At 60.7% G+C, this 26191-nt stretch carries 20 protein-coding genes and 1 pseudogene; 7 read left to right on the top strand and 14 right to left on the bottom strand.

Going from position 1 to position 26191, the window contains the following annotated elements; all coding sequences use genetic code 11:
- Positions 1 to 20: 20 nt before the first annotated feature.
- From ACEPAJ_RS15870 to metR, 6 genes are all read right to left on the bottom strand, one after another.
- On the bottom strand, positions 21 to 350 hold the full coding sequence (locus ACEPAJ_RS15870) for a DHCW motif cupin fold protein (RefSeq protein ID WP_425916047.1): 330 nt from the start codon (positions 348 to 350) through the stop codon (positions 21 to 23).
- 78 nt (positions 351 to 428) lie between these two features.
- Positions 429 to 3575: an efflux RND transporter permease subunit gene (locus tag ACEPAJ_RS15865; protein ID WP_425916045.1), complete on the bottom strand. Its 3147-nt coding sequence runs from the start codon at positions 3573 to 3575 to the stop codon at positions 429 to 431.
- A 1-nt stretch (position 3576) separates the two neighbouring features.
- On the bottom strand, positions 3577 to 4659 hold the full coding sequence (locus ACEPAJ_RS15860) for an efflux RND transporter periplasmic adaptor subunit (RefSeq protein WP_425916043.1): 1083 nt from the start codon (positions 4657 to 4659) through the stop codon (positions 3577 to 3579).
- A gap of 6 nt (positions 4660 to 4665) precedes the next feature.
- Positions 4666 to 5322 carry a TetR/AcrR family transcriptional regulator gene (locus ACEPAJ_RS15855; protein WP_425916041.1) on the bottom strand — a complete coding sequence of 219 codons (657 nt, stop codon included), beginning with the start codon at positions 5320 to 5322 and terminating at the stop codon, positions 4666 to 4668.
- A 96-nt stretch (positions 5323 to 5418) separates the two neighbouring features.
- Positions 5419 to 6339 (bottom strand): bestrophin family protein, encoded by a 921-nt coding sequence (locus ACEPAJ_RS15850; RefSeq protein WP_425916039.1) that lies wholly within the window; start codon positions 6337 to 6339, stop codon positions 5419 to 5421.
- A gap of 247 nt (positions 6340 to 6586) precedes the next feature.
- On the bottom strand, positions 6587 to 7504 hold the full coding sequence (gene metR, locus ACEPAJ_RS15845) for a transcriptional regulator MetR (RefSeq protein WP_425916037.1): 918 nt from the start codon (positions 7502 to 7504) through the stop codon (positions 6587 to 6589).
- Between the two features lie 193 nt (positions 7505 to 7697).
- On the opposite strand from metR, the gene metE reads away from it, so the two are divergent.
- Together metE and ACEPAJ_RS15835 are read left to right on the top strand one after the other, a co-directional pair.
- Positions 7698 to 10001 carry a 5-methyltetrahydropteroyltriglutamate--homocysteine S-methyltransferase gene (gene metE / locus ACEPAJ_RS15840; RefSeq protein ID WP_425916035.1) on the top strand — a complete coding sequence of 768 codons (2304 nt, stop codon included), beginning with the start codon at positions 7698 to 7700 and terminating at the stop codon, positions 9999 to 10001.
- Positions 10002 to 10146: 145 nt separating this feature from the next.
- Positions 10147 to 11136 (top strand): alpha/beta fold hydrolase, encoded by a 990-nt coding sequence (locus tag ACEPAJ_RS15835; RefSeq protein ID WP_425916033.1) that lies wholly within the window; start codon positions 10147 to 10149, stop codon positions 11134 to 11136.
- 13 nt (positions 11137 to 11149) lie between these two features.
- Here ACEPAJ_RS15835 and ACEPAJ_RS15830 read toward each other — a convergent pair whose 3' ends face one another.
- The 4 genes from ACEPAJ_RS15830 to ACEPAJ_RS15815 all read right to left on the bottom strand — a co-directional run bounded on the left by ACEPAJ_RS15830 (position 11150) and on the right by ACEPAJ_RS15815 (position 14045).
- Positions 11150 to 11656 (bottom strand): DUF1993 domain-containing protein, encoded by a 507-nt coding sequence (locus tag ACEPAJ_RS15830; RefSeq protein ID WP_425916031.1) that lies wholly within the window; start codon positions 11654 to 11656, stop codon positions 11150 to 11152.
- Positions 11657 to 11814: 158 nt separating this feature from the next.
- On the bottom strand, positions 11815 to 12285 hold the full coding sequence (locus ACEPAJ_RS15825; RefSeq protein WP_425916029.1) for a MaoC family dehydratase: 471 nt from the start codon (positions 12283 to 12285) through the stop codon (positions 11815 to 11817).
- A complete protein-coding gene (locus tag ACEPAJ_RS15820; protein ID WP_425916027.1) occupies positions 12282 to 13244 on the bottom strand; it encodes a lysophospholipase in 963 nt (320 codons plus the stop codon). The genes ACEPAJ_RS15825 and ACEPAJ_RS15820 overlap by 4 nt, the downstream gene beginning before the upstream one ends.
- 72 nt (positions 13245 to 13316) lie before the next feature.
- On the bottom strand, positions 13317 to 14045 hold the full coding sequence (locus ACEPAJ_RS15815) for a substrate-binding periplasmic protein (RefSeq protein ID WP_274086816.1): 729 nt from the start codon (positions 14043 to 14045) through the stop codon (positions 13317 to 13319).
- A 185-nt stretch (positions 14046 to 14230) separates the two neighbouring features.
- On the opposite strand from ACEPAJ_RS15815, the gene fadD2 reads away from it, so the two are divergent.
- From fadD2 to ACEPAJ_RS15795, 4 genes and pseudogenes are all read left to right on the top strand, one after another.
- Entirely contained in the window at positions 14231 to 15919 is a 1689-nt protein-coding gene (gene fadD2, locus ACEPAJ_RS15810; protein WP_425916025.1) for a long-chain-fatty-acid--CoA ligase FadD2, read from the top strand.
- Between the two features lie 382 nt (positions 15920 to 16301).
- Positions 16302 to 17984, top strand: coding sequence for a long-chain-fatty-acid--CoA ligase FadD1 (gene fadD1, locus ACEPAJ_RS15805; protein ID WP_425916023.1), 1683 nt, complete (start codon positions 16302 to 16304; stop codon positions 17982 to 17984).
- A 171-nt stretch (positions 17985 to 18155) separates the two neighbouring features.
- A pseudogene (locus tag ACEPAJ_RS15800) lies at positions 18156 to 18983 on the top strand (cache domain-containing protein); the annotation flags it as partial.
- A 102-nt stretch (positions 18984 to 19085) separates the two neighbouring features.
- Positions 19086 to 19841, top strand: coding sequence for a methyl-accepting chemotaxis protein (locus ACEPAJ_RS15795; protein WP_411912032.1), 756 nt, complete (start codon positions 19086 to 19088; stop codon positions 19839 to 19841).
- Positions 19842 to 19952: 111 nt separating this feature from the next.
- On the opposite strand, the gene ACEPAJ_RS15790 is transcribed toward ACEPAJ_RS15795, so the two are convergent.
- The 4 genes from ACEPAJ_RS15790 to ACEPAJ_RS15775 form a co-directional block, all read right to left on the bottom strand.
- Positions 19953 to 20327, bottom strand: a complete 375-nt coding sequence (locus ACEPAJ_RS15790) for a hypothetical protein (RefSeq protein WP_274086994.1) — start codon at positions 20325 to 20327, stop codon at positions 19953 to 19955.
- 2 nt (positions 20328 to 20329) lie between these two features.
- Complete coding sequence (locus tag ACEPAJ_RS15785) at positions 20330 to 21136, bottom strand: putative RNA methyltransferase (RefSeq protein WP_425916021.1); 807 nt, start codon at positions 21134 to 21136, stop codon at positions 20330 to 20332.
- Entirely contained in the window at positions 21133 to 22287 is a 1155-nt protein-coding gene (dapE, locus tag ACEPAJ_RS15780; RefSeq protein ID WP_425916019.1) for a succinyl-diaminopimelate desuccinylase, read from the bottom strand. Before dapE ends, ACEPAJ_RS15785 begins: the two co-directional genes overlap by 4 nt.
- Positions 22288 to 22454: 167 nt before the next feature.
- Positions 22455 to 25055, bottom strand: coding sequence for a glycosyltransferase (locus ACEPAJ_RS15775; protein WP_425916017.1), 2601 nt, complete (start codon positions 25053 to 25055; stop codon positions 22455 to 22457).
- Between the two features lie 251 nt (positions 25056 to 25306).
- Between ACEPAJ_RS15775 and tcdA the strand changes: the two genes are divergently transcribed.
- Positions 25307 to 26116 carry a tRNA cyclic N6-threonylcarbamoyladenosine(37) synthase TcdA gene (gene tcdA, locus ACEPAJ_RS15770; protein WP_425916015.1) on the top strand — a complete coding sequence of 270 codons (810 nt, stop codon included), beginning with the start codon at positions 25307 to 25309 and terminating at the stop codon, positions 26114 to 26116.
- Positions 26117 to 26191 lie beyond the last annotated feature (75 nt).

Here is a 26191-nt window from a genome sequence, read left to right as displayed (position 1 = left end):
GCCGGTTAGCCGGCGCGGCGTCAGTCGACGATAAACAAGCGTGCGCCCGTCTCGGTGGAGGAACGATGGGCTTCGGCCTGGTCGGCGACCTGATAGCTCATGCCGGCGGTCATCACAAAGCGTCGACCATCTTCCAACTTGGTGTGCAACTCACCCTCCAGGCACAGCAGGATGTGGCCCTTCTGGCACCAATGATCAGCCAGATAGCCTGCGCTGTACTCGACCATGCGCACGCGCAACGTGCCAAACACCTGCGTGCGCCAGTAGGCCATGCCGCGTTCGCCGGCATGTTCGCTGCGCTCGATCTGGCTCCAGTCGGTGATGCCGAAGGGAATATCGCTGATGTTCACGGTGAGTCCTTTTCTAAAATGGCTTTGGCGTCAGTCTCGGCCCAGGTCGTGATCGAGCCTGGGCGCCTATGTCTTCCGCTACGGCGTGCGTTGCAGCTCAGCCTTGCCCGTATTACTGGCCAGCAGATGCTCGGGGAGGTCGAGCAAGTCGTCGTCGAAGGTTTCCAGGGGCGGTGGTCGCCGCTCGAAGCGTGAGCCGAGCACCAACAGGCAGGGCGTCAGCAGCAGGGTCAGCACGGTGGCGAAGCTCAGGCCGCCGGCAATCGCGCTGGACAGCTGGGTCCACCACTGGGTCGATGGCGCGCCAATGCCCAAACTCGGGGTGAGCAGGTCGACGTTGACCCCGATCACCATGGGGATCAGCCCCAGTACCGTGGTCACCGCGGTGAGCAACACCGGGCGCAAACGCAGGCTGCCGGTTTCCAGCGCCGCGGCACGCGGCTCCAGGCCCTGACGGCGCAGCTGGTTATAGGTGTCGATCAGAATAATGTTGTTGTTCACCACGATGCCGGCCAGGGCGATCAGCCCCATGCCGACCATAACGATGCCGAACGACTGACCATTGACCAGCAAGCCCATCAATACGCCTGCGGTCGACAGGACGATGGCCGAGAGCACCAACAGCGCCTGATAGATGCTGTTGAACTGGGTCACCAGGATGATAAACATCAGGAAGATCGCCACCGCAAAGGCGGTGCCGAGGAAGGTGGCGGCCTGTTTCTGGTCCGCACCTTCACCGGCGACCTTCAGCTGCACGTCGGCGGGTGGTGTGCCCATGGCTTGTTCGAGCGCGCTTTGGCGTTCGGCCAGTTGCGCGCCTTCGGCCAAGTCCGCTTGCAGAGTGATGGTGCGGTTGCCGTCGACCCGGCGCAGGGTGCCGACTTTCGGTGCTTGCTCCAATGATACGAAGTTACTCAGCGGGATTTGCCCGGCTGGTGTGTTCAGCGTCAGGCGGCCCAGCTGGTCGAGGGAGCGCCAGTTGGCGGGCAGGCGCACGCGGATATCCACTTCGTCGGTGGCATCCTCTGGGCGATAAGTCGCCAGCTTAAGACCGTTGGTGACCATCTGCACGGCATTGCCCACGCTCAGCACATCGGCGCCGAAGCGTGCGGCGGCTTCGCGGTCGACCTTGATCCGCCACTCGATGCCCGGCAGTGCGCGGTCATCCTCAATATCCTTGAAACCGCCAATTTTTTGCATGGTGTCGCGCAGCCGGTCGATATACAGGTCGGCCTGCTGAAAATCATGGGAGCTGATTTGCAGCTTGAGCGGTTTGCCGCTGCTCGGGCCTTCTTCCTGTTTACGGAACTCCAGAATGATCCCCGGGATGTCGGCGGTGCGCGTGCGCATGTCTTCGAGAATCTGGCTGGCCGAGCGACGCTCATGCCACTCGACGAACTGGAACTGCAGCGTGCCGATAACATCGGCGCCCAACTTGCCGTCTGGCTGTGCCAGCGAGCGTGCATACAGGGCTTTGACTTCCCCCATGCCGAGCAGGCGCTGTTCCACTTTTTGTAGCAGGGTGTCCTTTTCCTGCACCGACAAATCGCCCCGTGCACGCAACCAGATCTGCGCGCTTTCGGGTTCGGTTTCGGGAAAAAACTCCACGCCATGGTTAAAGCGGCCATAGGCGGTGTAGATCAACGCAATCAGTGCCAGCATGCCCAGCAGTGTCAGACCGGGGCGTTTTAGCAAGGTGCCCAGTAGCCGGCGATAGCCCTTGGCGCTGCGGCTCGGCTCGCTGGGTTTTGGCAGCGGCTGACCACCAGTGACCGCGCCGAGCACCGGCAGGAACACCAGGGCCATGGCCAGTGACGCGAGCAGGCACACGATCACCGTCGCGGGCAGGTATTTCATAAATTGGCCAACCACCCCTGGCCAGAACAGCAGCGGCAGAAACACCACCAGGGTGGTGGCGGTGGAGGCGATTACCGGCCAGGCCATCCGCGTGGCGGCATTGGCCCAGGCCTGGCGCGGGGTTTGCCCCTGGTGCAGGTAACGGTCAGCCAGCTCAGACACCACGATGGCGCCGTCTACCAGCATGCCTGCGACCAGAATCAAGCTGAACAGCACAACGATATTCAGGGTGAAGCCGAGCGCCCAGATCAGCAGGATGCCGGTGAGAAAGGCCCCCGGAATCGTCAGCCCAACCAGCAACGCTGAGCGCATGCCCATGCTCGCCATCACCAGAATCAGCACCAGAACAATGGCGGTCATCACGTTGTTGAGCAGGTCGCCAAGCAAGGATTTCACTTGTTGCGACTGGTCCATGATGTAGCTGACTTTGAGGTCTTGCGGCAGCAGCGGTTGGGCCTTAACCATCAGTGCCTTGACCTGCTCGATGGTGGCGATGATGTTGGCGCCGCTGCGTTTGGACACCTCCAGCACCACCGCGGGTTGCCCGTTGATCCGCGCATAGCCGGTGGGGTCTTTGAAGGTGCGGTGAATGGTGGCGACATCGCCGAAGGTCACCACGCTGTTACCCACCACCTTGATCGGCATGGACAGCACGTCTTCGAGGTCTTCAATCACCCCGGGCACCTTCAAGCTCATGCGTCCTGCGCCGGTGTCCAGGCTGCCGGCCGCGACCAGGCGGTTATTGCGGCTGATTAGGTTGAACAGCTCGTTGTAGTCGATGCCGTAGCTGTCGAGCACTTGTGGGTCGACGACGATTTCCAGCAGGTCTTCGCGGTCGCCGCCAATTTCTACCGACAGCACTTCGGCAATGCCTTCGACGTTCTCTTTCAGGCGCCGGGCGATATACACCAGCTCGGTTTCGGCAATCGGCCCGGACAGGCCAATCGACAGCACGGGGAACAGCGCCACGTTAACTTCATTGACTGTGGGTTCTTCGGCTTCTTCTGGCAGTTTGCTGCGGGCGGTATCGACCTTCTCGCGGACGTCGGCGAGGGCCAGCTTGGCATCGAAGCCGGCATCGAACTCCAGGGTTACCGAAGCTTGCCCTTCATTGGCCATGGAGCGCATTTCCTTGATCCCTTCAAGGCTGCGCAATTCCTGCTCCAGTGGGCGCACCAACAGGCGTTCGGCGTCTTCTGGGCTGATGCCTTCGAGGGTGACCGAGACATAGATGATCGGAATGCTGACATCTGGGTTGGCTTCTTTGGGGATCGCTACATAGGCGGCCAGACCGCCCAGCATCAGGAACAACAGCAACAACAGGCTGGTGCGGCTGCGATCCAGCGCTGCGGCGATCAGGCTGTGCATATCAGTTGCTCCCTTTGGCCAACTGGCTGATTACCTGCTGGCCGGGTTCGACAAAACCCTGGCCGAGGGTGATCAGCGCGACCTTGTTGGGTAAGCCGCTGACCCAGGCGCCCTGGTTGTCGACACTGATCAGCTGCACCGGGGTGAACACCACCTGTTGCTGCTCGTTGACCCATTTGACCCCGTGGCGGCCGGCTTTATCCAGGCTCAACAACGCCGGAGAAATACGCTGGGCCAGGGACTCGCCCGTTTGGATATGCAGGGTTGCGCTGGCCCCGGCTAAACGCAGCGCCTTGGCATTGTCGACCTTGACCTCGATACGAAAGCTGCGCGAGTCGGGGTCGGCGGCGGCCGCGATAAAGTGCAGCTCACCCTGCAGTTCGCGGCCATCGAGCAGTTCAATTTTCACCGGCTGGCCGAGCGTCAGTTGGGTCACTTCCTGCTGGGCGATCTGCGCGCTGACTTTAAGCAAGCTGATGTCGACCAGGGTCAGCAGGCTTTGCCCCGGCTGGACGAAATCCCCCAGCTCGACCATGCGCTGCTCATACATACCGGCAAAGGGCGCGGTGATCTGCGTATGGCTCAGCTGAATACGCGCCAGGTCCAACTCGGCGCGGGCCTTGGCCAGCTCACTTTGCAGGCGGATCAGCTCGTTGGTGGAAATCATATTGCGTTCACGCAGGCGCGCTGCGGCCTTGGCATCCGCCTCGCGCTGGCGCACATCGGCTTCACCTTTGGCCAGCTGGGCAGGGCGGTTGTCCGTGGACAGGCTGAGTAGTAGTTGGCCTTGCTTGACCGGGCTGCCTTTGTCCTGATCCAGGCGAATCACCGTACCGCTGATTTGCGAGCGCAACTCGACGCGGCGCCAGGCTTCGACCTGCCCCTGCACCACATGCTGGCGCTGCATCGTGCTGGCTTGCAGCCACTGCACTTCAACTTTGGCCAGACCTGGCTCTTGCACGGGGGCATCGGCGCTAGCGGTTTCCTGGGTTTTCAACAGCGCGCCGCTGAGTAACCACAGCACAAGCACTACGCTGACGGCAATCGCGATCAACCCGGGGCGTTTAGACAGCTGACTGAGCATGGGCGGTTACTCGTGACGAGAGGGTTGGGTAAGCAATTCAGCCGCCTGCGTGCGCAGGCCGGCAATGATGAAGTCGGTCACGCGGGCGAAGTAGTCATCCAGGGCAATAGGCTCGGCCCAATGGGCGAAGCCGCCCGAGGCAATGCGCGTCATAACACCGCTGACGCAGGCTTCGACGCCCCAGAGCAGGTTCTGCGTGTCGGCTTGGCTGAGTGTCTGGTTGTCCAGGGTGGCGCTGAGCAAGTCGGCGAAGAACAGCTGATACTCGCATTCCAGGTCGAGAAACTGCTGGCGGAACGGGGCTTCCAGGCGCTCCTGGAATTCCGGGCGGTCGCAGTGCAAACACAGCTGCGTTTCTATCGGGTTGGCCAGCATTTGTTCAAAGGCGCGCCGGATCACTTTACGCATTGCATCATGGGCTGAGCTGGCGGCCTGCAGGGCGCGCAGTTCGTGCAGGTTTATCTGGTTGAGGTCGAGCACCAAGCGTGCATACAGCGCTTCTTTGCTGGGGAAGTGTTTGTACACCGTGCCCTTACCGATACCCGCGGCAGTCGCGACTTCGGCAATAGTGACGCGATCCCAGGGCTGCTCGGCAAAGAGCCGGCGGGCGGCATCGAGTATGGCGCTTTCGCGTTGTTCGAAGAGTTGATCTTGGTAGCGCATGGCGACTCTTTTGCAGGTCGTGACTGGCGGTCATCCTATGACTGTCGGTCACGACCTGCAAGCGAGTCGTTGTAACAAGCGTTGCGCGGGTGCTTGTTACTGCAAAATATAGCCTTGTGGGTACAGCGGTTCGGGCAGCGCATCGCCAAGGTTTTCCAGCAAGTCGATCTCTATGCCGCGGACCATGCTGCTCAGGGGTAAGTCGTTGTCCGACAAGCCGAAGGGCTCCTCCAGCTCGTCACCCAGCGCATCCAGGCCGAAGAAGGTGTAGGCAATAATCGTCACCAGCACCGGCGTGAGCAGCTCCAGTGAGCCGACTAAGCCAAACGGCAGCAGCATGCAGAACAACCAGGCCGTGCGGTGCAGCAGCAAGGTGTAGGCGAACGGCGTTGGCGTGCTTTTGATCCGTTCACAAATGGCCTGGCTGGACGCCAAGGTATCTAAGCGCTGCTCCAGGCCGCGATAGAGCACGTCGCTGAGACGTTGTTCGCGTACGCACAGGGCCAGATCCTGATTGATCCAGTTGAGCAGGGTGTCTGGCACGTTGCGCCGTTGCCGCAGTGCCGTCAGTTCATCCGGGCTGACCCAGGTCGCACAGGCCGCCGCCGCATCCTGGCCGCGTAGATGGGCGGCCAGTGCATGGGCGAAGGCAATGCAGCGTTCGATGGTCAGGCGACGCAGCTGCGCATTGTCGTCACCGGGTAACAGGGCCTGGCATTCGCGGGCCAGGCCGCGGGCTTGAATAATCAGCTCACCCCACTGCTTGCGCGCTTCCCACCAGCGCTCATAACAGGCGCTGTTACGAAAGCCGAGAAAGACCGAGAGTGCCAGCCCTAACAGCGAAAAGGGTGGCGCACTGACATGGCTGAGCCACTGCATCCAGCCGCACTCATAGAGCCCCACCACCACGCAGGACAGCAGCGTAATGCTCAGCAGTTTGGAGGCGATATTCGGGAAGACTGAACCACGGCGAATGAAGAACAGGTGCAGCGCATTGGGGCGCGGGCGAACGATCATGACGGAAGTGCATCCAGGGATCGGAGGGGGCTTGAGCGGCGCGAATTATGCGCCGCTGCCCAGCCGCTGCCTAGGGCATTGATGCCTGCCGCTTGGCTTTTTTATCGCGCTCTTTATTGCGTGTTTAAAGCGTTGTTCCTGGGCGGTTAAGTTGTGCGCGGGGGATGGGGTGAGCAACGCGATAGCCATCACACAAGCGCTGGGTTACAGCGCTGCGCGGCTAACCCATCCTGCGTTGGCTACGGGCTTAGCGCGCCACGCTGACGCCTTCCAGGTTAGCGAAGGAGGTGTCCTTGGCGGTCAGCAGGAAATCGCGCATAAACGGCGCGTCGAGCATGTCGGTGCGGATGCCGGCATACAGGGTGGCGAACAGGCCTTTGTCGCCCAGGCGCTTGGCGGTGACGTAGCCGCGCGAGCTGTATTCATGCAGCGCCCAGTTGGGCAAACCACAGACGCCACGGCCGCTGGCCACCAGTTGCATCATCATCACCGTCAGCTCCGAGGTGCGCACTTGCGCGGGCTCGACATCCGCCGGCTCCAGAAAGCGGGTAAAGATGTCCAGGCGGTCGCGTTCCACCGGGTAGGTGATCAGGGTTTCGCTGGCCAGGTCTTCCGGCTTGATGCAGGGTTTGTTGGCCAACGCATGCTGGTTGGCCACGGCCAGCATGGCCTCATAGGTGAACAGCGGCACATAGGTGATACCGGCCAATTCCAGCGGGTCAGAGGTCACCACTAGGTCCAGATCGCCGCGCGCCAAGGCTGGCAGCGGGGCAAAGGAGAAGCCCGAGGCCAGGTCCAACTCTACCTCTGGCCAGGCATCGCGGAACTGGTCGATGGTTGGCATCAGCCACTGGAAGCAGCTGTGGCATTCAATGGCCATGTGCAGGCGCCCGGCCGTGCCGCCCGCCAGGCGCGCCAAGTCGCGCTCGGCGCCGCGCAGCAGCGGCAATACCGTGTCGGACAGTTGCAGCAAGCGCAGGCCAGCACTGGTAAAGCGCACCGGCTTGGTCTTGCGCACAAACAGCTGCATACCCAGGCGCTCTTCCAATTCCTTGAACTGATGGGACAGGGCCGATTGAGTCAGGTGCAGGCGCTCGGCGGCGTCCACCAGGCTTTCGCTTTCGCGCAGGGCGTGCAGGGTTTTCAGGTGGCGCAGTTCGAGCATGGAGGCCTCGGGGCAGGGGGATGACGCTTCACCCGTCCACTCTTGAGGTGTGTTCAATGAGGGGGAGATGAAAACAACGTCAGTCACCCTACATGAATAAAACTGTAGATCAAGGCGAATAGATTGAGTTTGTTTCACTATCCTCGCTTGCCGACAATACTCCCCATCTTGTTTACCTATGGAGCGTTTCAACATGGCCCTGTCCCATTCCCTTGGTTTTCCGCGCATCGGCCGCGACCGTGAGCTGAAAAAAGCCCTGGAAGCCTACTGGAAAGGCGAGCTGGATGAAGCGGGCTTGCAGGCCGTTGGCCGTGAGCTACGCGCCGCCCATTGGCAGGTGCAAAAGGATGCTGGCATCGACCTGCTGCCGGTCGGCGACTTTGCCTGGTACGACCACGTGCTGACCCACTCGCTGACCTTCGGCGTGATCCCCGAGCGTTTTCGCCCGGCAGACGGCAAGCCGACTCTGGATACCCTGTTTGCTATGGCGCGGGGTGCCGTTGCCAATAAGAGCGACAACAGTTGCTGTGCAGGGGCCCACGCCCAAGAGATGACCAAGTGGTTTGATACCAACTACCACTACCTGGTCCCCGAATTCACGGCCGATCAGCAGTTCCAACTGAGCTGGACGCAACTGTTTGATGAAGTCGAGGAAGCGCATGCGCAGGGCCACACCATCAAGCCGGTGCTGATCGGCCCACTGACTTACCTCTGGCTGGGCAAGGCCAAGGGGAGCGAGTTTGACCGCCTCGACCTGCTGGAGCGCCTGCTACCGGTTTACGGCGAAATCCTTCAGCGCCTGGCCTCTCAGGGTGTGGAATGGGTGCAGATCGACGAGCCGATTCTCGCGCTAGACCTGCCGCAAGAGTGGAAGAATGCTTTTGAGCGTGGCTACAACATTCTCCAACGCGAACCGGGCAAGAAGCTGATCGCCACGTACTTCGGCGGCCTGGAAGATAACCTTGGCCTGGCCGCCAGCCTGCCGGTGGATGGTCTGCATATCGACCTGGTGCGTGCCCCCGAACAGTTCCCGACCATTCTCGACCGGCTGCCGGCCTACAAGGTGCTATCGCTGGGCGTGGTCAACGGGCGTAACGTCTGGCGCACTGATCTGCAGGCGGTGTTGGAGATTCTGCAGCAGGCTCAGGAGCGCTTGGGTGAGCGCCTGTGGGTGGCGCCGAGCTGCTCGCTGCTGCACAGCCCGGTCGATCTGAACCGTGAAGACACGCTCGATGATGAGCTGAAAAGCTGGCTGGCCTTCGCCGTGCAGAAGTGCGAGGAAGTCGCGCTGCTGACGACGGCCCTGAATGACCCGCAGAACGCCGAGGTGCAGATCGCACTGGCACTCAGTAATGCCGTGCAGGCCAGCCGCGCGCAATCGCCGCGCATCCATAAACCCGCGGTGCAGGCCCGCCTGGCGGCGATTACTGCCGCCGACAGCCAGCGCCAATCGCCATTTGCCACGCGTATCGAGCAGCAGCGTGCGCGTCTGCAGTTGCCAGCGTTCCCTACCACGACCATTGGTTCGTTCCCACAAACCGCAGCCATCCGTCTGGCGCGCCAAGCATTTAAGGCAGGCAAGCTGTCGGCCGCTGAATACACCGAGGCCATGCACAGCGAGATTCGCCATGCCGTCGAAGTCCAGGAAAACCTCGGCCTGGATGTGCTGGTGCATGGGGAGGCCGAGCGTAATGACATGGTCGAGTACTTCGCCGAGCAACTCGACGGCTATGCCTTTACCCGCTTCGGCTGGGTGCAGAGCTACGGCTCGCGCTGTGTCAAACCGGCAGTCATCTATGGAGACTTGAGCCGGCCCAAGGCCATGACGGTGGCGTGGATTGGCTACGCGCAAACCCTCACTAAGAAAGTGATGAAGGGCATGCTGACCGGCCCGGTGACCATGCTGATGTGGTCTTTTGCGCGTGACGATATTTCCCGCGAACAGCAGGCGCGCCAGTTGGCCCTGGCGATTCGTGATGAGGTGGTGGACCTGGAAACGGCCGGCATCAAGATCATCCAGATCGATGAAGCGGCGTTCCGTGAAGGCCTGCCGCTGCGTCAGGCGCAGTGGCAGGGTTACTTGAACTGGGCCACTGAAGCCTTCCGCCTGTGCGCCTCGGGTGTGCGCGACGAAACGCAGATCCACACCCATATGTGCTACAGCGAGTTCAACGATGTGATCGAGGCCATCGCCGCCATGGACGCCGACGTGATCACCATCGAAACCTCGCGCTCAGATATGGAGCTGTTGGAGGCCTTTGAGCGTTTCGACTACCCCAATGATATCGGCCCGGGCGTATACGACATCCACTCGCCGCGAGTGCCGGATACAGCCGAGATGGCCAACTTGTTGCGTAAGGCCGCCCAGCGTATTCCCGTTGAGCGCTTGTGGGTCAACCCGGACTGCGGCCTGAAAACCCGCGCCTGGCCGGAGACTGAAGCGGCGCTGGTGAACATGGTTGCGGCGGCCCGTCAGCTGCGTACTGAGCTGGCCTAAGACGGCATAAAGACGAACGGCGTGTTGCCGTTCGTCCGCCATCATCAAACTGTCACGGTTGTGTGGCAGCGCGCTTGTACAACTATCACCACACTCGCGTCTTAATGGGGGGCTGCGTTTCGCTGTCCTGCGATGTGGTGACGTTATGCGTGTACTTATTTTTCTCGCCGCACTGCTCTGCGGCGTGCCTGTTTTAGCCGCTCAACGTTGTGATGTTCAGGTGCCGACCGAAATGGCCGACGTCGGCGAAGTGCGCCTGGCGTACCAGAGCATCGGGCGCAGCAGTGATCCGGCGTTGCTGTTGGTGATGGGGCTGGGTGGACAGCTGATTCACTGGCCCGATGAGGTGGTCGTGCGCCTGTGCCAGCAAGGCTTTCGCGTGGTGCGCTTCGATAATCGCGATGTGGGTTTGAGCGCGTGGACGCATGCGGCGCCGTCTATCAACCTGACCTATGAAGCCCTGCGCTATCGCGTGGGTTTATCCGTGTCGGCCCCTTATGGGCTGCGTGATATGGCCAAAGATGCCCTGGGGTTAATGGATACCTTGAGCGTGCGGCAGTTTCATGTGCTGGGCGCGAGCATGGGCGGGATGATTGCCCAGCATATGGCCGACCTTGCGCCTGAGCGGGTGCAGAGCCTGACCCTGATCATGACCAGTTCGGGTGCCCAGGGCTTGCCGGCGCCGAGTAGCGCGCTACTGGCGTTGCTGGCTAAGCGTGAGGCGCCTAATCGCGCTGTGGCGCTGGAGCAGCAGGCCGATCTGCTGGCCGCCTTGGGCAGCCCAACGGTCACTGATGACCGCGAACAGCTGGTGCAACAAGCGGAGCTGGCCTACGACCGTGCCTTCAACCCGCAAGGCGTGGAGCGCCAATTGCTGGCGATCCTGGCTGAGCCGAGCCGGGTTGACCTGCTCAATCGTCTTCGCGTACCGACCCTGGTGGTGCATGGCACCGCCGACCCACTGCTGCCGGTGATGCACGGCGTACATGTGGCGGCGCATATCAAGGGCAGTGAGTTGAAGTTGATTCCGGGCCTGGCCCATCGCTTTCAGGAAGCCTTCAAAGAACCGCTGCTGGCCGCAGTGTTGCCGCACCTGCAGGCCCATCGCGGCGATGGGCAGTGGGCGCGGCTTTAACTTACCGGGCTACTTAGCGGGTGCCGAGGAAGTCGCGCTTACCAATGGCCACGCCGTTGTGGCGCAGGATGGCGTAGGCGGTGGTGAGGTGGAAATAGAAGTTCGGCAGCACGTGGTCAAGCAGGAAAGCCTGGCCTTGGAAATGGGTTTCCTTGTCGCGGCGCTTGAGGGTCACGGTGCGTGCCTCGCTGCCGTCGATCTGCTCGGCGCTAAGGCTTTGCAGGAAGGTCAGGGTATTGGCGATGCGCGCTTGCAGTTCGGCAAAGCTGGTTTCGTCATCGGCATGGCTCGGTGAGTCAACTTCAGCCAGCAGCGCTGCGCCGCCTTTGGCACCGTCGCATGCGATCTGCACCTGGCGGCTCAGTGGGAACATATCAGGGGCCAGGCGCGCATTGAGAAATACGCTCTGTTCGATCTTCTTTTCGTCAGCGTGGGCAGCGGCGATGCCGAGGATGGTCGACAGGTTGGTGAGCTGGCGGGTAAAGACTGGGATGGATGCGTGGTACATGGACAGGGACATGGAAATCTCCAGAGGCGCCGAAACGGATTGCCCGGGCGCGATTGTGTAGAAAGGGGAGTGCACCGCCACAGTCGGTGGCGGTGACTTGGGCTAACAAGCTTAGAACCTGCTCACGATCTTGCCGCAGATGCGACGCGCAGCAGATCTGAGGCAAGTTCTTAGCCGATGGTGATCGGCGGCAGCTGGGTCAGTTCGACGGTCTGCGCTTTGCGCGGTGCGAGGATTTCCGCTTCACCGTCTACCACCATTTCATCGTTTTGGTTGAACACGCGGGTGGCCACGCGCACGCGGAATTTCGGCAGTTTTTCCAGAATTTCCAGGCGCACGGTGAGGGTGTCGCCGAGCTTCACTGGCGCGGTAAAGCGCATGCTTTGGCCGATATAGATGGTGCCCGGGCCAGGCAACTCACAGGCCACTGCAGCGCTGATCAACGCACCGCTGAACATGCCGTGGGCGATGCGCTCTTTGAACATGGTGGTGGCGGCGTATTCGGCATCCAGGTGCACTGGGTTGTGGTCGCCAGAGACTTCGGCAAACAGCTGAATATCGCGTTCAGTGACAGTCTTGCTGTAGTTGGCCGTTTGACCGACTTCGAGGGCGTCGTAGGGCGTGTTGCTGCTTTGGCTCATGGAAGACTCGCTTGGCTCTGTGGGTGGCGCTGGCGCGGTTGGCTAAGGGCCTGGTGCAACCAGTTGATGATGTAGGCCGTGACGTCGTCGCGGTTGCTCTCGTTGAGCAGTTCGTGGCGGGCATCCGGATAGATTTTGACCTGTACCTGCGCGTTGCCGGCGGCGAGCAGGGCATTGCCTAGGTCTTGTTGACGGTGGCCGTCGCTAACGGGGTCACAAGCACCGCCGATTACCAGCAGCGGCAGGCTGTTGTCGATCTGCGCGAGGCTGCGCAGCGGCGTGATCTGTTGCAGGCCGCCGAGCAGGTCGACCCACAGCTGATTGCTGCAGCGAAAGCCGCACAGCGGGTCATTGATGTACTTGTCGACTTCCAGCGGGTCGCGGCTCAGCCAGTCGAAGGGTGTGCGGTTGGGCTTGAAGGCCTTGTTGAACGAGCCGAACGAGACGAATTCAAGCAGCGCGCTGTAGCCCAGCGGGCCTTGCCGCCAGCGTTCGAAACGCGCGAGCAACTGGCCGGCGCGGTACAGCGCCACGGGCTGGTAGTTGGAGCCGGAGAGAATCGCCCCCTGCAAGCTACAGCTATGGTGCATCAGGTAGGCCTGGCTGATGTAACTGCCCATGCTGTGGCCAAGGAGGAAAATCGGCGTCTGCGGATGGCTCTGGCGCATATGGTGATTGAGGTTGGCCAAGTCGTTGACCACCAGATGCCAGCCATTGCTGTCGGCATAGTGGCCGAGCACGCCATGCTCTGCCGTCTTGCCATGTCCACGTTGGTCGTGCGCGTACAGCTCGAAACCCTCTGCCACCAGTGCTTCAGCCAGGCGTGCATAGCGCCCGCTGTGTTCGGCCATGCCATGGGCCACCATCACCAATGCCTTGGGCGGTTGTTCGCTGTACCAGCGGTTTACGTAGAGGGGCGCGGCATCGGTGCTGCTGAGCCAGAACGCTTGGTGGAGCATGGCGAATCCCTTAAGCCTGCAGAGGCTGGGCATTGTGCACCCAGTAAGGCGTGGCGCAAAGTCCGTGCGGGTTTAGCGATTGTGCTCGCGCAAAATTTGCATGTACTCGCCACTGCTGTGCAGGTCGCGCAGGCCTTGCTCAAACACCTTGCTCCAGTCGGGCTCGCCGGCCTTGGGCTGGATAAATCCGACCAGCAGGGGAATCCGTTCCACCACGTTGCCGTGCCAGCGCAGTGTGCCGCGCAGCTGTTCATCGTTATTGATCAGGTGATTACCAACGATGTGTTCGAGCAGCACCATGTTGAAGCGTCGGGCCTTGAGTTTGCGTAGGTTGCTGATGTCGTTAACGGCCTCTTCAAGGTGCAACCCCGCGTCGAGCACATGCTGCGGGTAAGCATAACCGCGCACAATGCCTAAGGTTTGCCCACGCAGTTGCTTTAAGTCAGTGAATTGCAGCGGATAGTCGCTGCGGATAAATAGCCCCAGCTCGCTGTAAAAGAGTGGCCGCGAGGCTTGCAGCCCGTCCGCTGTAATGTCGCTGGGCCATAAGGCCATTGCGCCCTGATGGCTACGGTTTTGTAATGCCCTGCGAACGCGCAGCCACGGCATGAAATCAATCTGTACTGAGTAACCACGCACGGCAAAGGCACGGCGGGTCAGGGCGACGATGCTGCCGCCATCGGGCAGGTGTTCAGAGCTGTAGGGCGGGTACTCCAAGGTGGCCATGCGCAGCTGTGATTCGGCCTGCGCAGGCTGCGCGAGCAGAATCAGTAAGGCCAGCATGGGCAGAATCAAAGGCATGGCGAATTTTTATGGTTATGACCTGAACGGTTATACGTGGCGGCCCAGGATAGTTCCACAGGGAGCGGCAAGATTCAGTGCGTCAATGACGCTGCCAGGCTATTTGCCTGTATGGCGTTAACTGTTAAGTTCCAGCCAACTCCGCAGCGCGGATCAGACCATCTCAGGGCAAGAGGATAAAAATAATGCAGCCTGATTTCTGGAGCGACAAACGCCCGGCCGGCGTCCCCAATGACATCGATTTGGGGGCTTATAAGTCGGTTATCGAGGTGTTCGAGCGCTCGTGCAAGAAGTTCGCCGACCGGTCCGCTTTCAGCAACATGGGGGTGACACTGACCTATGCCGAGTTGGACCGGCTCTCGGCGGCTTTTGCCGCTTACCTGCAAAAGCACACTGACCTGCAGCCGGGTGACCGTATCGCCGTGCAGATGCCCAACGTGCTGCAGTATCCGATTGCCGTGTTCGGCGCGATGCGTGCCGGGCTGATTGTGGTCAACACCAACCCGCTCTACACCGCCCGCGAGATGCGCCACCAGTTCAAGGATGCCGGCGTGCGCGCGCTGGTGTACCTGAACATGTTCGGCAAGCTGGTGCAGGACGTGCTGCCCGATACCGAGATCGATTACCTGATCGAAGCCAAAATGGGCGACATGCTGCCGAGCTTAAAGGGCTGGCTGGTCAACACCGTGGTGAAGAAGGTCAAGAAGATGGTCCCTGACTACCACCTGCCGCAGGCGGTGGCGTTCAAGGATGCGCTCAAGCAGGGCCAAGGCCATGCGCTGAAACCGGTCAAGGTTGGCCAAGACGATATCGCGGTGCTGCAATACACCGGCGGCACCACAGGCGTGGCCAAGGGCGCGATGCTCACCCACGGCAACCTGGTGGCCAATATGCTGCAGGTGGATGCCTGCCTGTCGCAGCTCGGCGATGATGGCAGCCCGCTGATGAAGCAGGGCCAGGAAATCATGATCGCGCCGCTGCCGCTCTATCATATCTATGCCTTCACCGCGAACTGCATGTGCATGATGGTCAACGGTAATCACAACGTGCTGATCACCAACCCGCGGGATATCTCAGGTTTCGTCAAAGAGCTGGGTAAGTGGCAGTTCTCGGCGCTGCTGGGGCTCAACACCTTGTTCGTCGCGTTGATGGATCACCCGGAATTCAAGAACCTTGATTTCTCCCATTTCAAACTGACCAACTCCGGTGGTACCGCACTGGTCAAAGCCACGGCCGAGCGCTGGCAGGCGGTGACCGGCTGCCCGGTCACCGAAGGCTATGGCCTGACCGAAACCTCCCCGGTGGCCAGCACCAATGCCTACGGTGACAAAGTGCGCCTGGGCACTGTTGGCATTCCGGTACCGGGTACGGCGTTCAAGGTAATCGACGACGATGGCGTCGAGCAGCCCCTGGGCGAGCGCGGCGAGCTGTGCATTAAAGGCCCGCAGGTGATGAAGGGCTATTGGAATCGTGAAGAAGCCACTGCCGAGGTGCTGGATGCCGAGGGTTGGTTTAAGAGCGGTGATGTGGCGGTGATCGATCCGGACGGCTTCGTGCGCATCGTCGACCGTAAGAAGGACATGATCATCGTCTCGGGCTTTAACGTGTACCCCAACGAGATCGAGGATGTGGTCATGGCCCATCCACAAGTGGTCAGCTGTGCGGCTATCGGCGTGCCGGACGAGAAATCCGGAGAAGCGGTCAAACTGTTCGTGGTGGCCCGCGACAGCAGTCTCAGCGCCGATGCGCTCAAGGCTTACTGCAAGGAAAACTTCACCGGCTACAAGGTGCCCAAGCAGATTGTCTTCCGTGATTCGTTGCCAATGACCCCCGTGGGCAAAATCCTCCGTCGCGAACTGCGCGATATCGCCTAACAAGTGTTTTCTGCTGGCCCTCAGAACAGCGTTCGCCAGTTCTGAGGCGCTGGCGAAAAACCTAGTAATACCTCTGCAAAGCCTATAGCTCGCCGGTTCTGGCGACATTAATAAAATGACCAGTCTCCAGTATTTAGTCATTTTAGTGACTGATGCGGCACTTATTGGTGCTGGTCGCTGTTTGGCAAAGCTGCTACCCTCGGCCGGCTTTTTTTGTGATCCGCCATCTATTGCGACCCACCTTTTAGGCCGTCGCGGCGCGCCGTGAAAAAATGCTCCCGGCAGTTCTTTTGCCGTTTAAATGACTAAAAACACGCGAATCTACAATAAACAGCCGTCTATGCGCGGTGAAGATCAAGCTGTTGCTGAGGAGTGGGCTTCCATGAACGAAAACTTTTGGAAGGATAAGTATCCCGTTGGGATTGCTGCCGAAATCAATCCTGACCAGTACCCGAATATCCAGGCGGTACTGAAAGAGTCCTGCCAGCGTTTCGCCGACAAGCCCGCTTTCAGCAATATGGGTAAAACCATTACCTATGGCGAGTTGTACGAGTTGTCCGGCATCTTTGCCGCCTACTTACAGCAAAACACCGATTTGCAGCCCGGCGACCGTATCGCCGTGCAACTGCCCAACGTGCTGCAGTACCCGGTTGTAGTGTTTGGTGCCTTGCGCGCCGGCCTGGTGGTGGTCAACACCAACCCGCTGTACACCGCGCGTGAGCTGGAGCACCAGTTCAACGACTCCGGCGCCAAGGCGCTGGTCAGCCTGGCCAACATGGCCCATCTGGTTGAGCAAGTGCTGCCAAAAACCGGGATCAAGACGGTCATCATCACTGAAGTGGGCGACATGCTATCGCCGCTCAAGCGCCTGCTGGTCAACAGCGTGGTCAAGCACGTGAAGAAGATGGTGCCGGCCTACAACCTGCCGCGCGCGGTCAAGTTCACTGCAGCCATGGCCAAGGGCCGCGGTCAGACGTCCACAGACGCCGCGCCGAACAATGGCGAAATTGCGGTGCTGCAATATACCGGCGGCACCACCGGCGTGGCCAAGGGCGCGATGCTGACCCACCGCAACCTGATCGCCAACATGCTCCAGGTTAAAGCGCTGATGGGCGCGGAAATGAGCGAAGGTAGCGAAGTGCTGATCGCGCCATTGCCGCTGTACCACATCTACGCCTTCACCTTCCATTGCATGGCGATGATGCTGATTGGTGGGCACAACGTGCTGATCACCAACCCGCGTGACTTGCCGGCTATGACCAAGGACCTGGCCAAGTACAAGTTCACCGGGTTTGTCGGCCTCAATACTCTGTTTGTTGCACTGTGTAACAACGAGGACTTCCGCAAGCTGGATTTCTCCACCCTGAAAGCCACCTTCTCCGGCGGCATGGCCCTGCAATTGGCCACTGCCGAGCGCTGGAAGCAGGTGACCGGTTGCTCGATCTGCGAAGGTTTTGGCATGACCGAAACCAGCCCGGTGGCCTCGGTTAACCCGTTCAGCAATATTCAGATTGGCACCATCGGCATTCCGGTGCCGTCGACTCTCTGCAAGGTGGTCGACGATGAAGGCGTTGAGCAGCCGCTGGGCTCGATCGGTGAGCTGTGCGTCAAAGGCCCACAGGTGATGAAGGGCTACTGGCAGCGCCAGGAAGCCACCGACGAAGTCCTTGATGCCGATGGCTGGCTGAAGACCGGCGACATCGCGGTGATTCAGGACGACGGTTATATGCGCATCGTCGACCGCAAGAAGGACATGATTCTGGTGTCCGGCTTCAACGTCTACCCGAATGAGCTGGAAGACGTACTGGCCACCTTGCCGGGCGTGCTGCAATGCGCGGCCATCGGTGTTCCGGACGAGAAATCGGGTGAGGCGATCAAGATCTTCGTGGTGGTCAAGCCGGGTGAAACCCTGACCAAAGAGCAGGTCATGGAGCACATGCGCGCCAATGTCACCGGTTACAAGGTGCCCAAGGCCGTCGAGTTCCGCGACATACTGCCGACCACCAACGTCGGCAAGATCCTGCGCCGCGAACTGCGTGACGAAGAACTGAAGAAAATGCAGTAACCACGCCTGCGTTTCACCATAAAAGACCCCGATATTCGGGGTCTTTTTGTATGTGCTGAAAAACCTGCTCAATTATTCCCGGCAGCGGTCGCTATATAGCTGTAAGTAATAGTCGATACGGTAAAGCGCTGAGCCGCTGCCGTTGTCCGTCCTTCCAAGAGGTAGTTGGTGATGCTTTCAACGTTGCGCGTACGCTCCAAACTGTTGTTGCTTGCACTCGGTCCGATTTTTCTACTGGCGATTCTGCTCAGCGCCGTAGCTGTGCATCAATTGCAAAGCCTTGCCGACCAGCAGGAAAGCAAAACCCGTGAAAGCTTGATCAAGGATCGTCAAGCCGAGCTTAAGCAATATGTCGAGCTAGCCAAGAATATGCTGGCACCGCTGTATCAGGCTTCGGCGGAAGGCGATATGGCGGCGCGCGCTGAGGCCGTGAAGGTTCTTGAGCGCTTGTCTTACGGTGATGACGGCTACTTCTGGGGCTACGACGAGCAGATCGTGCGTGTACTGCAAGGCAATACCGGCAAGCAGGTCGGCGAAAGCTTCAATGATTTCCGCGACCCCAATGGCGTCTATGCCATTCGCGAGCTGGTGCGTGCCGGTATAGATGGCAGCCATTACGTGAACTACAGCTTTGTGCTGGGTGGCAGTACTGAGCTGGTGCCGAAGGTGGGGTACTCCGAGCACCTGCCGAAGTGGAAGATGGTGTTCGGTACGTCGCTGAACCTCGACGGTGTCGAGCGTGATGTGCAAGTGGCGCGTGCTGAGTTCCAAAAGAGCATCGACCGCTTGCTGCTGATCATGATCGGTTCGGCCCTGGGCTTATTGGTGGTGATTGCGATCCTCGCCATGGGCCTCAGCCAGTCGTTGCTGCGTCCACTGCTGCTGATTAAGCGCAACCTCGATGACATGGCTGCCGGCGACGGTGACCTGACCCATCGCCTACCGATTACCAGCCAGGATGAAATGGGCGAGTTGGCCGGCTCCTTCAACCGGTTCGTGGAGAAAATTCATGGTCTGGTGCAGCAGGTCGCCGGCACGACAACCCAGCTCAGTGGCCTAGTCGGCGCAGTAGCCAGCCAGGCGCAGCGTTCGGAGCAGGCGATGGAAGGCCAGCGGCATGAAACGGACCAGGTCGCCACGGCGATTAATGAAATGTCTGCGGCGGCCCACGAAGTGGCCATGAGCGCCCAGCGTGCGGCCGAAGCCGCTCAGGAAACCGATCAGCAAGGCCAGTCCGCCAAACATGTGGTGGAATTGAATATCAAGCAGATCCATGAGCTGAGTGTGGAAATGCACAGCAGTGGTGAGTCGCTGGAAAGCCTGCAAAAAGACGTACAGGGCATCGTCAGCGTACTCGATGTGATCCGCGCCATTGCCGAGCAAACCAACCTGCTGGCGCTGAATGCGGCCATCGAAGCGGCGCGCGCTGGCGAAGCTGGACGTGGTTTCGCGGTGGTTGCCGACGAAGTGCGGGCGCTGGCGAGCCGCACCCAGCAAAGCACCGGCGAGATTCAAAGCATGATCGACCGCCTGCAAAACGCCACTGCACGCACGGTGGCCAGCATGCAGCGCGCGGGTGAGAAGGGCGAAAGCACCCGCGAACAGGCCAACCAGGCCGGTACGGCGCTGGACACCATCGCTGGCCTGATCGGCACGATCAACTCGATGAACGCGCAGATCGCCAGTGCAGCTGAAGAGCAGACCGCCGTTGCCGAGGAGATTAACCGCAGCGTGCATCAGATTGCCGGGGCGGTGGATGGCGTTGCCAGCGATGCCGCCGAGGGCGCGCAGACCTCGCGTGAGCTCAATGGCCTGGCCTTGCGCTTGCAAGAATTGGTCGGGCAGTTCCGTATCTAAGCGATTTTGCGCCGTGAGCGCTGTAATGAAGCGCTGAAGAAACCGGACAAGCAGTCAACGCCCGGTTAAAAAAAACCCGCCTAGGCGGGGTTTTGTGTGTCTGTCAGCCGCTCAGTTAGCGGTGCGCCAGGTGATTTCCTCAACCCCGTCGGCGCTGATGCGCATCCAGCGGTCGGCCTGTTCGTCACTTTCCTCTTCCTCCCAGCCGTTGGGCGCGCAGCGCACTTCGACATTCAGGGCGGCGAAAGCCGCTTGCGCGCACGTAAGGTCGTCGGCCCAGGGGGTGGCGTCGCTTTCCAGGAACAGGCTGTGCCATTTGCCCACAGCCTTGGGCAACCAGGTGACCGGTACATCACCGGCCATGCATTTGTAGGTTTGACCTTTCTGCTGCCAGGGTGTGCAGCTGCCCAGTGCGTTACTCAACCACTCACCAATGGCGTTGTGGTCGGCGTCTTTCAGGTAAATCTCGATATCCGGTTGGCGCATGGTCATAGCTTCTCGATCCAGTCGTAGCGGATGGCAACGGTCACTGCACAGGGTTCGGCAATGACCGCGGCGCGGCGTTCGGCGCTGGCGCGCCAGCCGTGTGGGGTCATGGCCAGCAGGTCGGCGCGGGCTTCGCTGCTATCCAGTTGTAGATTAAATGTCAGGGTTTCGCTGTGCGCCAGGCGCATGCCTTCGGGGATCAGCTCCAGGTGCTTCTGATCATCATAGTCACGCACCTCGTCATACAGTTTCTGCCGCAGTTCCATCAGGTGTTCGCGGGTTGGCCCCATACGCAGCAGGCCACCACCGGGCGCCAGCAGGCGTTTGGCTTCCTGCCAGTCGAGCGGGCTGAATACGCTAGCCAGCAGCTGACAGCTGGCATCAGCCAATGGCACGCGGGCCATGCTCGCCACCAGCCAACTTAGCTGCGGGGCGCGCTTGCAGCCGCGCTTGATTGCCTCGCGGGAGATATCCAGGGCATAGCCATCGGCGTGTGGCAGGGCATCGGCGATTTGCGCGGTGTAGTAACCCTCGCCACAGCCAATATCCAGCCAGCGGTTCGGGTTATAGCGCGCCGCCAGTTCGGCCAGGCGCTTGGCCAGGGGCGCGTAATGGCCACCATCGAGAAAGCGCCGGCGCGCCTCAACCATGGCGGCATTGTCGCCCGGGTCGCGGCTGTTTTTGTGCTGCACCGGCAACAGGTTCAGGTAACCCTGGCGTGCACGGTCGAAGCGGTGGTTGGCCGGGCAGGCCACACCGTTGTCTACGGCGCTCAGCGCGCCTTGGCAGATAGGGCAGGTCAGGCTCATGCGAGCAGGTTCACCAGGGTCTGATAATAAATTTCGGTGAGCACATCCAGGTCACTGGCCAATACGCGCTCGTCGACCTGGTGAATGGTGGCGTTGACCGGGCCGAGTTCGACCACCTGGGTGCCGAGGGTGGCAATAAAGCGGCCGTCGGAGGTGCCGCCGCTGGTCGACGGCTTGGTGTCACGGCCGGTTACCGCTTTGATGCTGGCGGCAACGCCGTCAAGTAGGGCGCCAGGTTCGGTGAGAAATGGCATGCCCGACAGCGCCCAGTCGAGGTGATAGTCCAGGCCGTGCTTGGTGAGAATCGCGTCGACCCGTTGCTGCAAGCCTTCAACTGTGGATTCGGTGGAGAAGCGGAAGTTGAACACCGCTTTCAGTTCACCGGGGATCACGTTGGTCGCGCCCGTGCCGGCATTCAGGTTGGAGACCTGGAAGCTGGTCGGCGGGAAGAACGCATTGCCTTCGTCCCAGTGTTCGGTGGCCAGTTCGGCCAGCGCCGGTGCGGCCAGGTGAATCGGATTTTTGGCCAGGTGCGGGTAGGCCACGTGGCCTTGCTTGCCGCGCACAGTAAGGGTGCAGCCAAGCGAGCCGCGACGACCGTTTTTCACCACGTCACCGACCAAGGTGGTGCTCGATGGCTCACCGACGATGCACCAGTCCAGGCGCTCGTTACGTGCACGCAGGCGTTCGACCACAGCCTTGGTCCCGTGGTGTGCGGGGCCTTCTTCGTCGCTGGTGATCAGAAAGGCGATACGGCCTTTGTGGTCCGGGTGTTCGGCGACAAAGCGCTCAACGGCAATGATCATCGACGCCAAGCTGCCTTTCATGTCCGCCGCGCCACGGCCGCAGAGCATGCCGTCTTCGTCGATCAGGGCATCGAATGGCTGGTGCTGCCAGCTCTGAATGGGGCCGGTTGGTACCACGTCGGTATGACCGGCAAAACACAGCACGGGACCGTCGTGGCTGCCGTGGGTGGCCCAGAAGTTGTCCACTTCCTCGATCCGCATGGGTTCGATGGTGAAGCCACAAGCCGCTAAGCGGCGCGTCATCTGTTCCTGGCAGCCTTCATCGAGCGGCGTAACGGATGGGCGGCGGATCAGCTCGCAGGCAAGCTCCAGCGTCGGGGAGAGGGGCGTGGCGTTGGCGGTCATTGCGGCTCCAAGGCGGCGTCAAGCGGAAAGGCCGCCATCTTAAAGCAAAACGGCGGCCATTGGCCGCCGTCTGGCATTCCAGACACGTAGGGTGGGTCGCGCTTCATCGATCCACCGAGCGCACTCATGGTGGATGTACAAAGCGACATCCACCCTACGGACTGCGGCTACTCAGTTGCTGCGGGCTGGGCTGGCTGTGCGCTTGGCTGAGGCGCGGGCCATGACGACAGCAGGGCCATGATAAGTGCCGCCAGGTAAGGCAGTGACTGCACCAAGAGCATGGCTACCCAGAACTTCACATCAGCGCTGGGCAAGCCCTGGACAACGCTAATACCCAGCGCTGCACCCCATAGCAGCAGCATGATGAACACTTCTTCGCGGGCCTCGACCAGGGCCACCAGAATGCCATGGTTGTTGGCCATCTTCGGGGTGCGGAAGAACGGGATGGTTTTGGTAAAGGTGCCGTACAGCACCGCCTTGGCGATGGTGTGCGACAGCGCCAACCCAGCGATGGCTGCCTGGAATGAGCGCACCAGGTCCACGCCCATGGCCTTGCGATAGAGGAACATGATTTTGCCGAACTTGAAGAAGAACAGTGCCAGCGGCGGGATAGCGAAGATCATCAAAGGCGGGTCGACCCGTTGCGGCACGATGATCATCGCCGCCGACCAGAGCAACGCACCGGCGGTGAAGAAGATATTCAGGCCGTCCGCCACCCACGGCAGCCAGCCGGCGACGAAGTGATAGCGCTGGCCGGGCTTGAGCTGGGAGCCTTTACCGAGGAACAGGCTGCGCGCGTGGCCTTTCATGATCTGGATGGCGCCATAGGCCCAACGGAAGCGCTGTTTTTTGTAGTCGATAAAGGTGTCTGGCATCAGCCCGCGGCCGAAGCTCTGGTGGGCATAGGCGGCGCTATAGCCTTTCTCAAACACGCGCAGGCCCAGCTCGGCGTCTTCACAGATGGTCCAGTCGGCCCACTTCAGCTCGTCCATCACGGTACGGCGGATCATGGTCATGGTGCCGTGCTGGATGATTGCGTCGCGGTCGTTGCGGGTGACCATGCCGATATGGAAGAAGCCTTTGTATTCGGCGTAGCAGAGCTTTTTGAAGATGTTCTCGTTGCCGTCGCGGTAATCCTGCGGCGACTGCACCACGGCAATTTTTGGGTCGCTGAAGTGCGGCACCATAAATTTCAGCCAGTTTTTATCGACGCAGTAATCGGCGTCGATAACCGCCACCACGTCGGCATCCGGCGCCGTATGCGGCAGGATGTAGTTCAGCGCGCCGCCCTTGAAACCGGCAATCGGTGCCACATGGAAGAAGCGGAAACGCGGGCCCAGTACTTTGCAGTAGGCCTCTACAGGCTCCCACACGGCGGGGTCCTTGGTGTTGTTGTCGATGATGATGACTTCGTAATCCGGGTAATCCAGCGCCGCGAGGGCGTCGAGGGTCTGTTTGACCATCTCCGGCGGCTCGTTGTAGCAGGGCACGTGGATCGACACCTTGGGCCGGTAGGCGCTGTCGCTGTCCACTGGCTGGAAGGGGCGTCGGCGCGCACGGGTCCAGGCGGTTTCAGCCAGCTCATGGGCCTCGGTGAGCAGCACAATAAACACGCCGAAGGCACCGATACCCAGCAGCAGGCCGACCAGGGTGCTGAACCAGGTGCTGTACTGCTGGCTGTAGTCGTAGCCGATCCACACCAGGGCGGAGCCGCCGGCAAACGCGACAAAGGTCAGGAAGGTGCGGCCGCGCTGGCGCAGGGCGCTGCCGTCAATCAGCATCAGGGCCAGGCTGAGCAGCGCCAGTACCACCGAGCCGATGGCCAGCAGGCGCCATTGAGGGATGGCCACCACCGGGCCTTCGAAGGCGAACTTGGGCTGACGTTCGAGGTTGTACACGCCCCAGTAGGCGCCCACCGAGCCTTCATCGCTGGCCTTCCACGGCTGGTCGAAGGCTTCGATGACGAAGTAGTTGTAACCCTTGGCATTCAGCGCATTAACCAGGGTGCGCAGGTAGATGGCCTGATCGGCTTGTGAGGCGTCAGCGCCACCGCGCATGCGGCCGTTACTCGGCCAGCCGACTTCCGAGAGCAGCAAGGGTTTTTTCGGGAAGAGTTTTTTCAGGTCCTTGGCGCGTTCGAGGACGAAGTCGGTGGCGTCCTCCATAGGCACGAACTCCCAGTAAGGCAGCACGTGGGCGGCGATCAGGTCAGTGTGCTCCGCCAGTTCGGGGTATTCCTGCCAGATGTGCCACTGCTCGGAGGTGGTCACAGGCACCTTGACCGCCGCGCGCACGCGGTCGATGTAGGCAATCAATTCTTCTGCTGTGACTTCTTTGCGAAACAGCGCCTCGTTACCGACCACCACGCGTACCACGCTGCGTGAGTCGTTGGCAATGTCGATGGCCTTGCTGATTTCCCGCTCATTACGCGCCAGGTCGGGGCTGATCCAGATGCCCAGGGTCACGCGCAGGCCGAATTCTTCCGCCAGCTGGGGGATGTCGCCCAACGGGCCGTCGACCGAGTAGGTGCGGATGTTGTCGGTCTGGCTGCTAAGCAGCTCCAGGTCTTCACGCATCTGCGTATCGCTGGGGTAGGTGTCTTTCTGTGGGTTTTGCCCGGCGCGGAAGGGCGAGAAAGAAAAACCGGAGACCTGTTCCGGCCAATCAGGGGCCGTTACCGGGCGGTTGTACAGCGCCCAGATACCCGTAAACAAGGCGGCAATCGCCAGGAACATGACCAGGTTCAGTCCAAACTTACGCGAAGGCATAGTGAGCAGGTCCAGCGAAAGGGCGATGAGAAATCGACGAGCGTCGGGTGGCGCATGCTACGCCGCCGCCATAGGGCTGTATAGCCCGCCTCGTGGGACTATTAATGGGACGGTAGAGGGGCGCTAAGGTTCCTCTTACGGCCAAATGAGGCGGCTGCTTTTCGGCTAGGCATGGGCTGCGCCAAACAGCGCTTGGGCACAGGCCACAGGCTACCTATAATGCGCGCCGCAGCTGGGAGTGAGTGATAAAAATGCCTGTTGATGAACAACGCTTTGGCGGAATTGCCCGTTTATATGGCCAGCAAGGGGCTGAGCGGCTGGCGGCTGCCCATGTCGCCGTGGTCGGTATTGGTGGCGTCGGCTCTTGGGCCGCTGAAGCCTTGGCCCGCTCCGGGGTGGGTGAGATTTCCCTGTTTGATCTGGATGACGTGTGTGTGAGCAACAGCAATCGTCAGCTGCATGCACTCGACAGCACGGTTGGCCAACCCAAGGTCGAGGTGATGGCGGCGCGCATTCGTGGGATCAACCCGGCGTGCGTGGTGCACGCGGTGGCGGATTTTGTCACCCGCGAGACCATGGCCGAGTACATCACCCCGCAACTCGATGCAGTGATCGATTGCATCGACAGCGTTAATGCCAAAGCGGCGCTGATCGCCTGGTGCAAGCGCCGTAAGATCCAGGTCATCACCACGGGCGGGGCGGGTGGGCAGATCGACCCGACGCAGATTCAGGTCGGTGACCTGAATAAGACCTGGAACGACCCGCTGGCCTCCAAAGTGCGTTCCACCCTGCGTCGCGACTATGGCTTCTCGCGCACCCCTGGACGCAACTACAGCGTGCCGTGCGTCTACTCCAGCGAACAGCTGCGCTATCCCAAGCCTGATGGCACGGTGTGTCAGTACAAGGCTTTTGTCGGTGATGGGGTCAAGCTCGACTGTGCCGGTGGTTTTGGTGCGGTGATGATGGTTACGGCAACCTTTGGCATGGTCGCTGCCGCGCGCATCGTCGACAAACTGGTGGCCGGTACGCGCCGCCCCGCAGAGCGGCCGCCCACGGCCTAAGTGCTGCCGGTTGCGCGGTAAGATGACCTGCTTTGATCGAACCTCAGCAGGGACATGCTGGCGGTTATCTGTTGA

Origin of the sequence: Pseudomonas sp. GWSMS-1, from assembly GCF_049847425.1 — a bacterium.
GTDB lineage: Bacteria > Pseudomonadota > Gammaproteobacteria > Pseudomonadales > Pseudomonadaceae > Aquipseudomonas.
The sequence above is the reverse complement of the archived record's forward strand: the minus strand, read 5'-3'. Positions and strand labels throughout refer to the sequence as shown.

What these genes read in the sequence shown, in the direction of transcription:
- ACEPAJ_RS15865 (WP_425916045.1), bottom strand. Translation starts at nt 3,575, where the DNA reads ATGCACAGCCTGATCGCCGCAGCGCTGGATCGCAGCCGCACCAGCCTG.
- ACEPAJ_RS15860 (WP_425916043.1), bottom strand. Translation starts at nt 4,659, where the DNA reads ATGCTCAGTCAGCTGTCTAAACGCCCCGGGTTGATCGCGATTGCCGTC.
- ACEPAJ_RS15855 (WP_425916041.1), bottom strand. Translation starts at nt 5,322, where the DNA reads ATGCGCTACCAAGATCAACTCTTCGAACAACGCGAAAGCGCCATACTC.
- ACEPAJ_RS15850 (WP_425916039.1), bottom strand. Translation starts at nt 6,339, where the DNA reads ATGATCGTTCGCCCGCGCCCCAATGCGCTGCACCTGTTCTTCATTCGC.
- metR (WP_425916037.1), bottom strand. Translation starts at nt 7,504, where the DNA reads ATGCTCGAACTGCGCCACCTGAAAACCCTGCACGCCCTGCGCGAAAGC.
- metE (WP_425916035.1), top strand. Translation starts at nt 7,698, where the DNA reads ATGGCCCTGTCCCATTCCCTTGGTTTTCCGCGCATCGGCCGCGACCGT.
- ACEPAJ_RS15835 (WP_425916033.1), top strand. Translation starts at nt 10,147, where the DNA reads ATGCGTGTACTTATTTTTCTCGCCGCACTGCTCTGCGGCGTGCCTGTT.
- ACEPAJ_RS15830 (WP_425916031.1), bottom strand. Translation starts at nt 11,656, where the DNA reads ATGTCCCTGTCCATGTACCACGCATCCATCCCAGTCTTTACCCGCCAG.
- ACEPAJ_RS15825 (WP_425916029.1), bottom strand. Translation starts at nt 12,285, where the DNA reads ATGAGCCAAAGCAGCAACACGCCCTACGACGCCCTCGAAGTCGGTCAA.
- ACEPAJ_RS15820 (WP_425916027.1), bottom strand. Translation starts at nt 13,244, where the DNA reads ATGCTCCACCAAGCGTTCTGGCTCAGCAGCACCGATGCCGCGCCCCTC.
- ACEPAJ_RS15815 (WP_274086816.1), bottom strand. Translation starts at nt 14,045, where the DNA reads ATGCCTTTGATTCTGCCCATGCTGGCCTTACTGATTCTGCTCGCGCAG.
- fadD2 (WP_425916025.1), top strand. Translation starts at nt 14,231, where the DNA reads ATGCAGCCTGATTTCTGGAGCGACAAACGCCCGGCCGGCGTCCCCAAT.
- fadD1 (WP_425916023.1), top strand. Translation starts at nt 16,302, where the DNA reads ATGAACGAAAACTTTTGGAAGGATAAGTATCCCGTTGGGATTGCTGCC.
- ACEPAJ_RS15795 (WP_411912032.1), top strand. Translation starts at nt 19,086, where the DNA reads ATGGAAGGCCAGCGGCATGAAACGGACCAGGTCGCCACGGCGATTAAT.
- ACEPAJ_RS15790 (WP_274086994.1), bottom strand. Translation starts at nt 20,327, where the DNA reads ATGCGCCAACCGGATATCGAGATTTACCTGAAAGACGCCGACCACAAC.
- ACEPAJ_RS15785 (WP_425916021.1), bottom strand. Translation starts at nt 21,136, where the DNA reads ATGAGCCTGACCTGCCCTATCTGCCAAGGCGCGCTGAGCGCCGTAGAC.
- dapE (WP_425916019.1), bottom strand. Translation starts at nt 22,287, where the DNA reads ATGACCGCCAACGCCACGCCCCTCTCCCCGACGCTGGAGCTTGCCTGC.
- ACEPAJ_RS15775 (WP_425916017.1), bottom strand. Translation starts at nt 25,055, where the DNA reads ATGCCTTCGCGTAAGTTTGGACTGAACCTGGTCATGTTCCTGGCGATT.
- tcdA (WP_425916015.1), top strand. Translation starts at nt 25,307, where the DNA reads ATGCCTGTTGATGAACAACGCTTTGGCGGAATTGCCCGTTTATATGGC.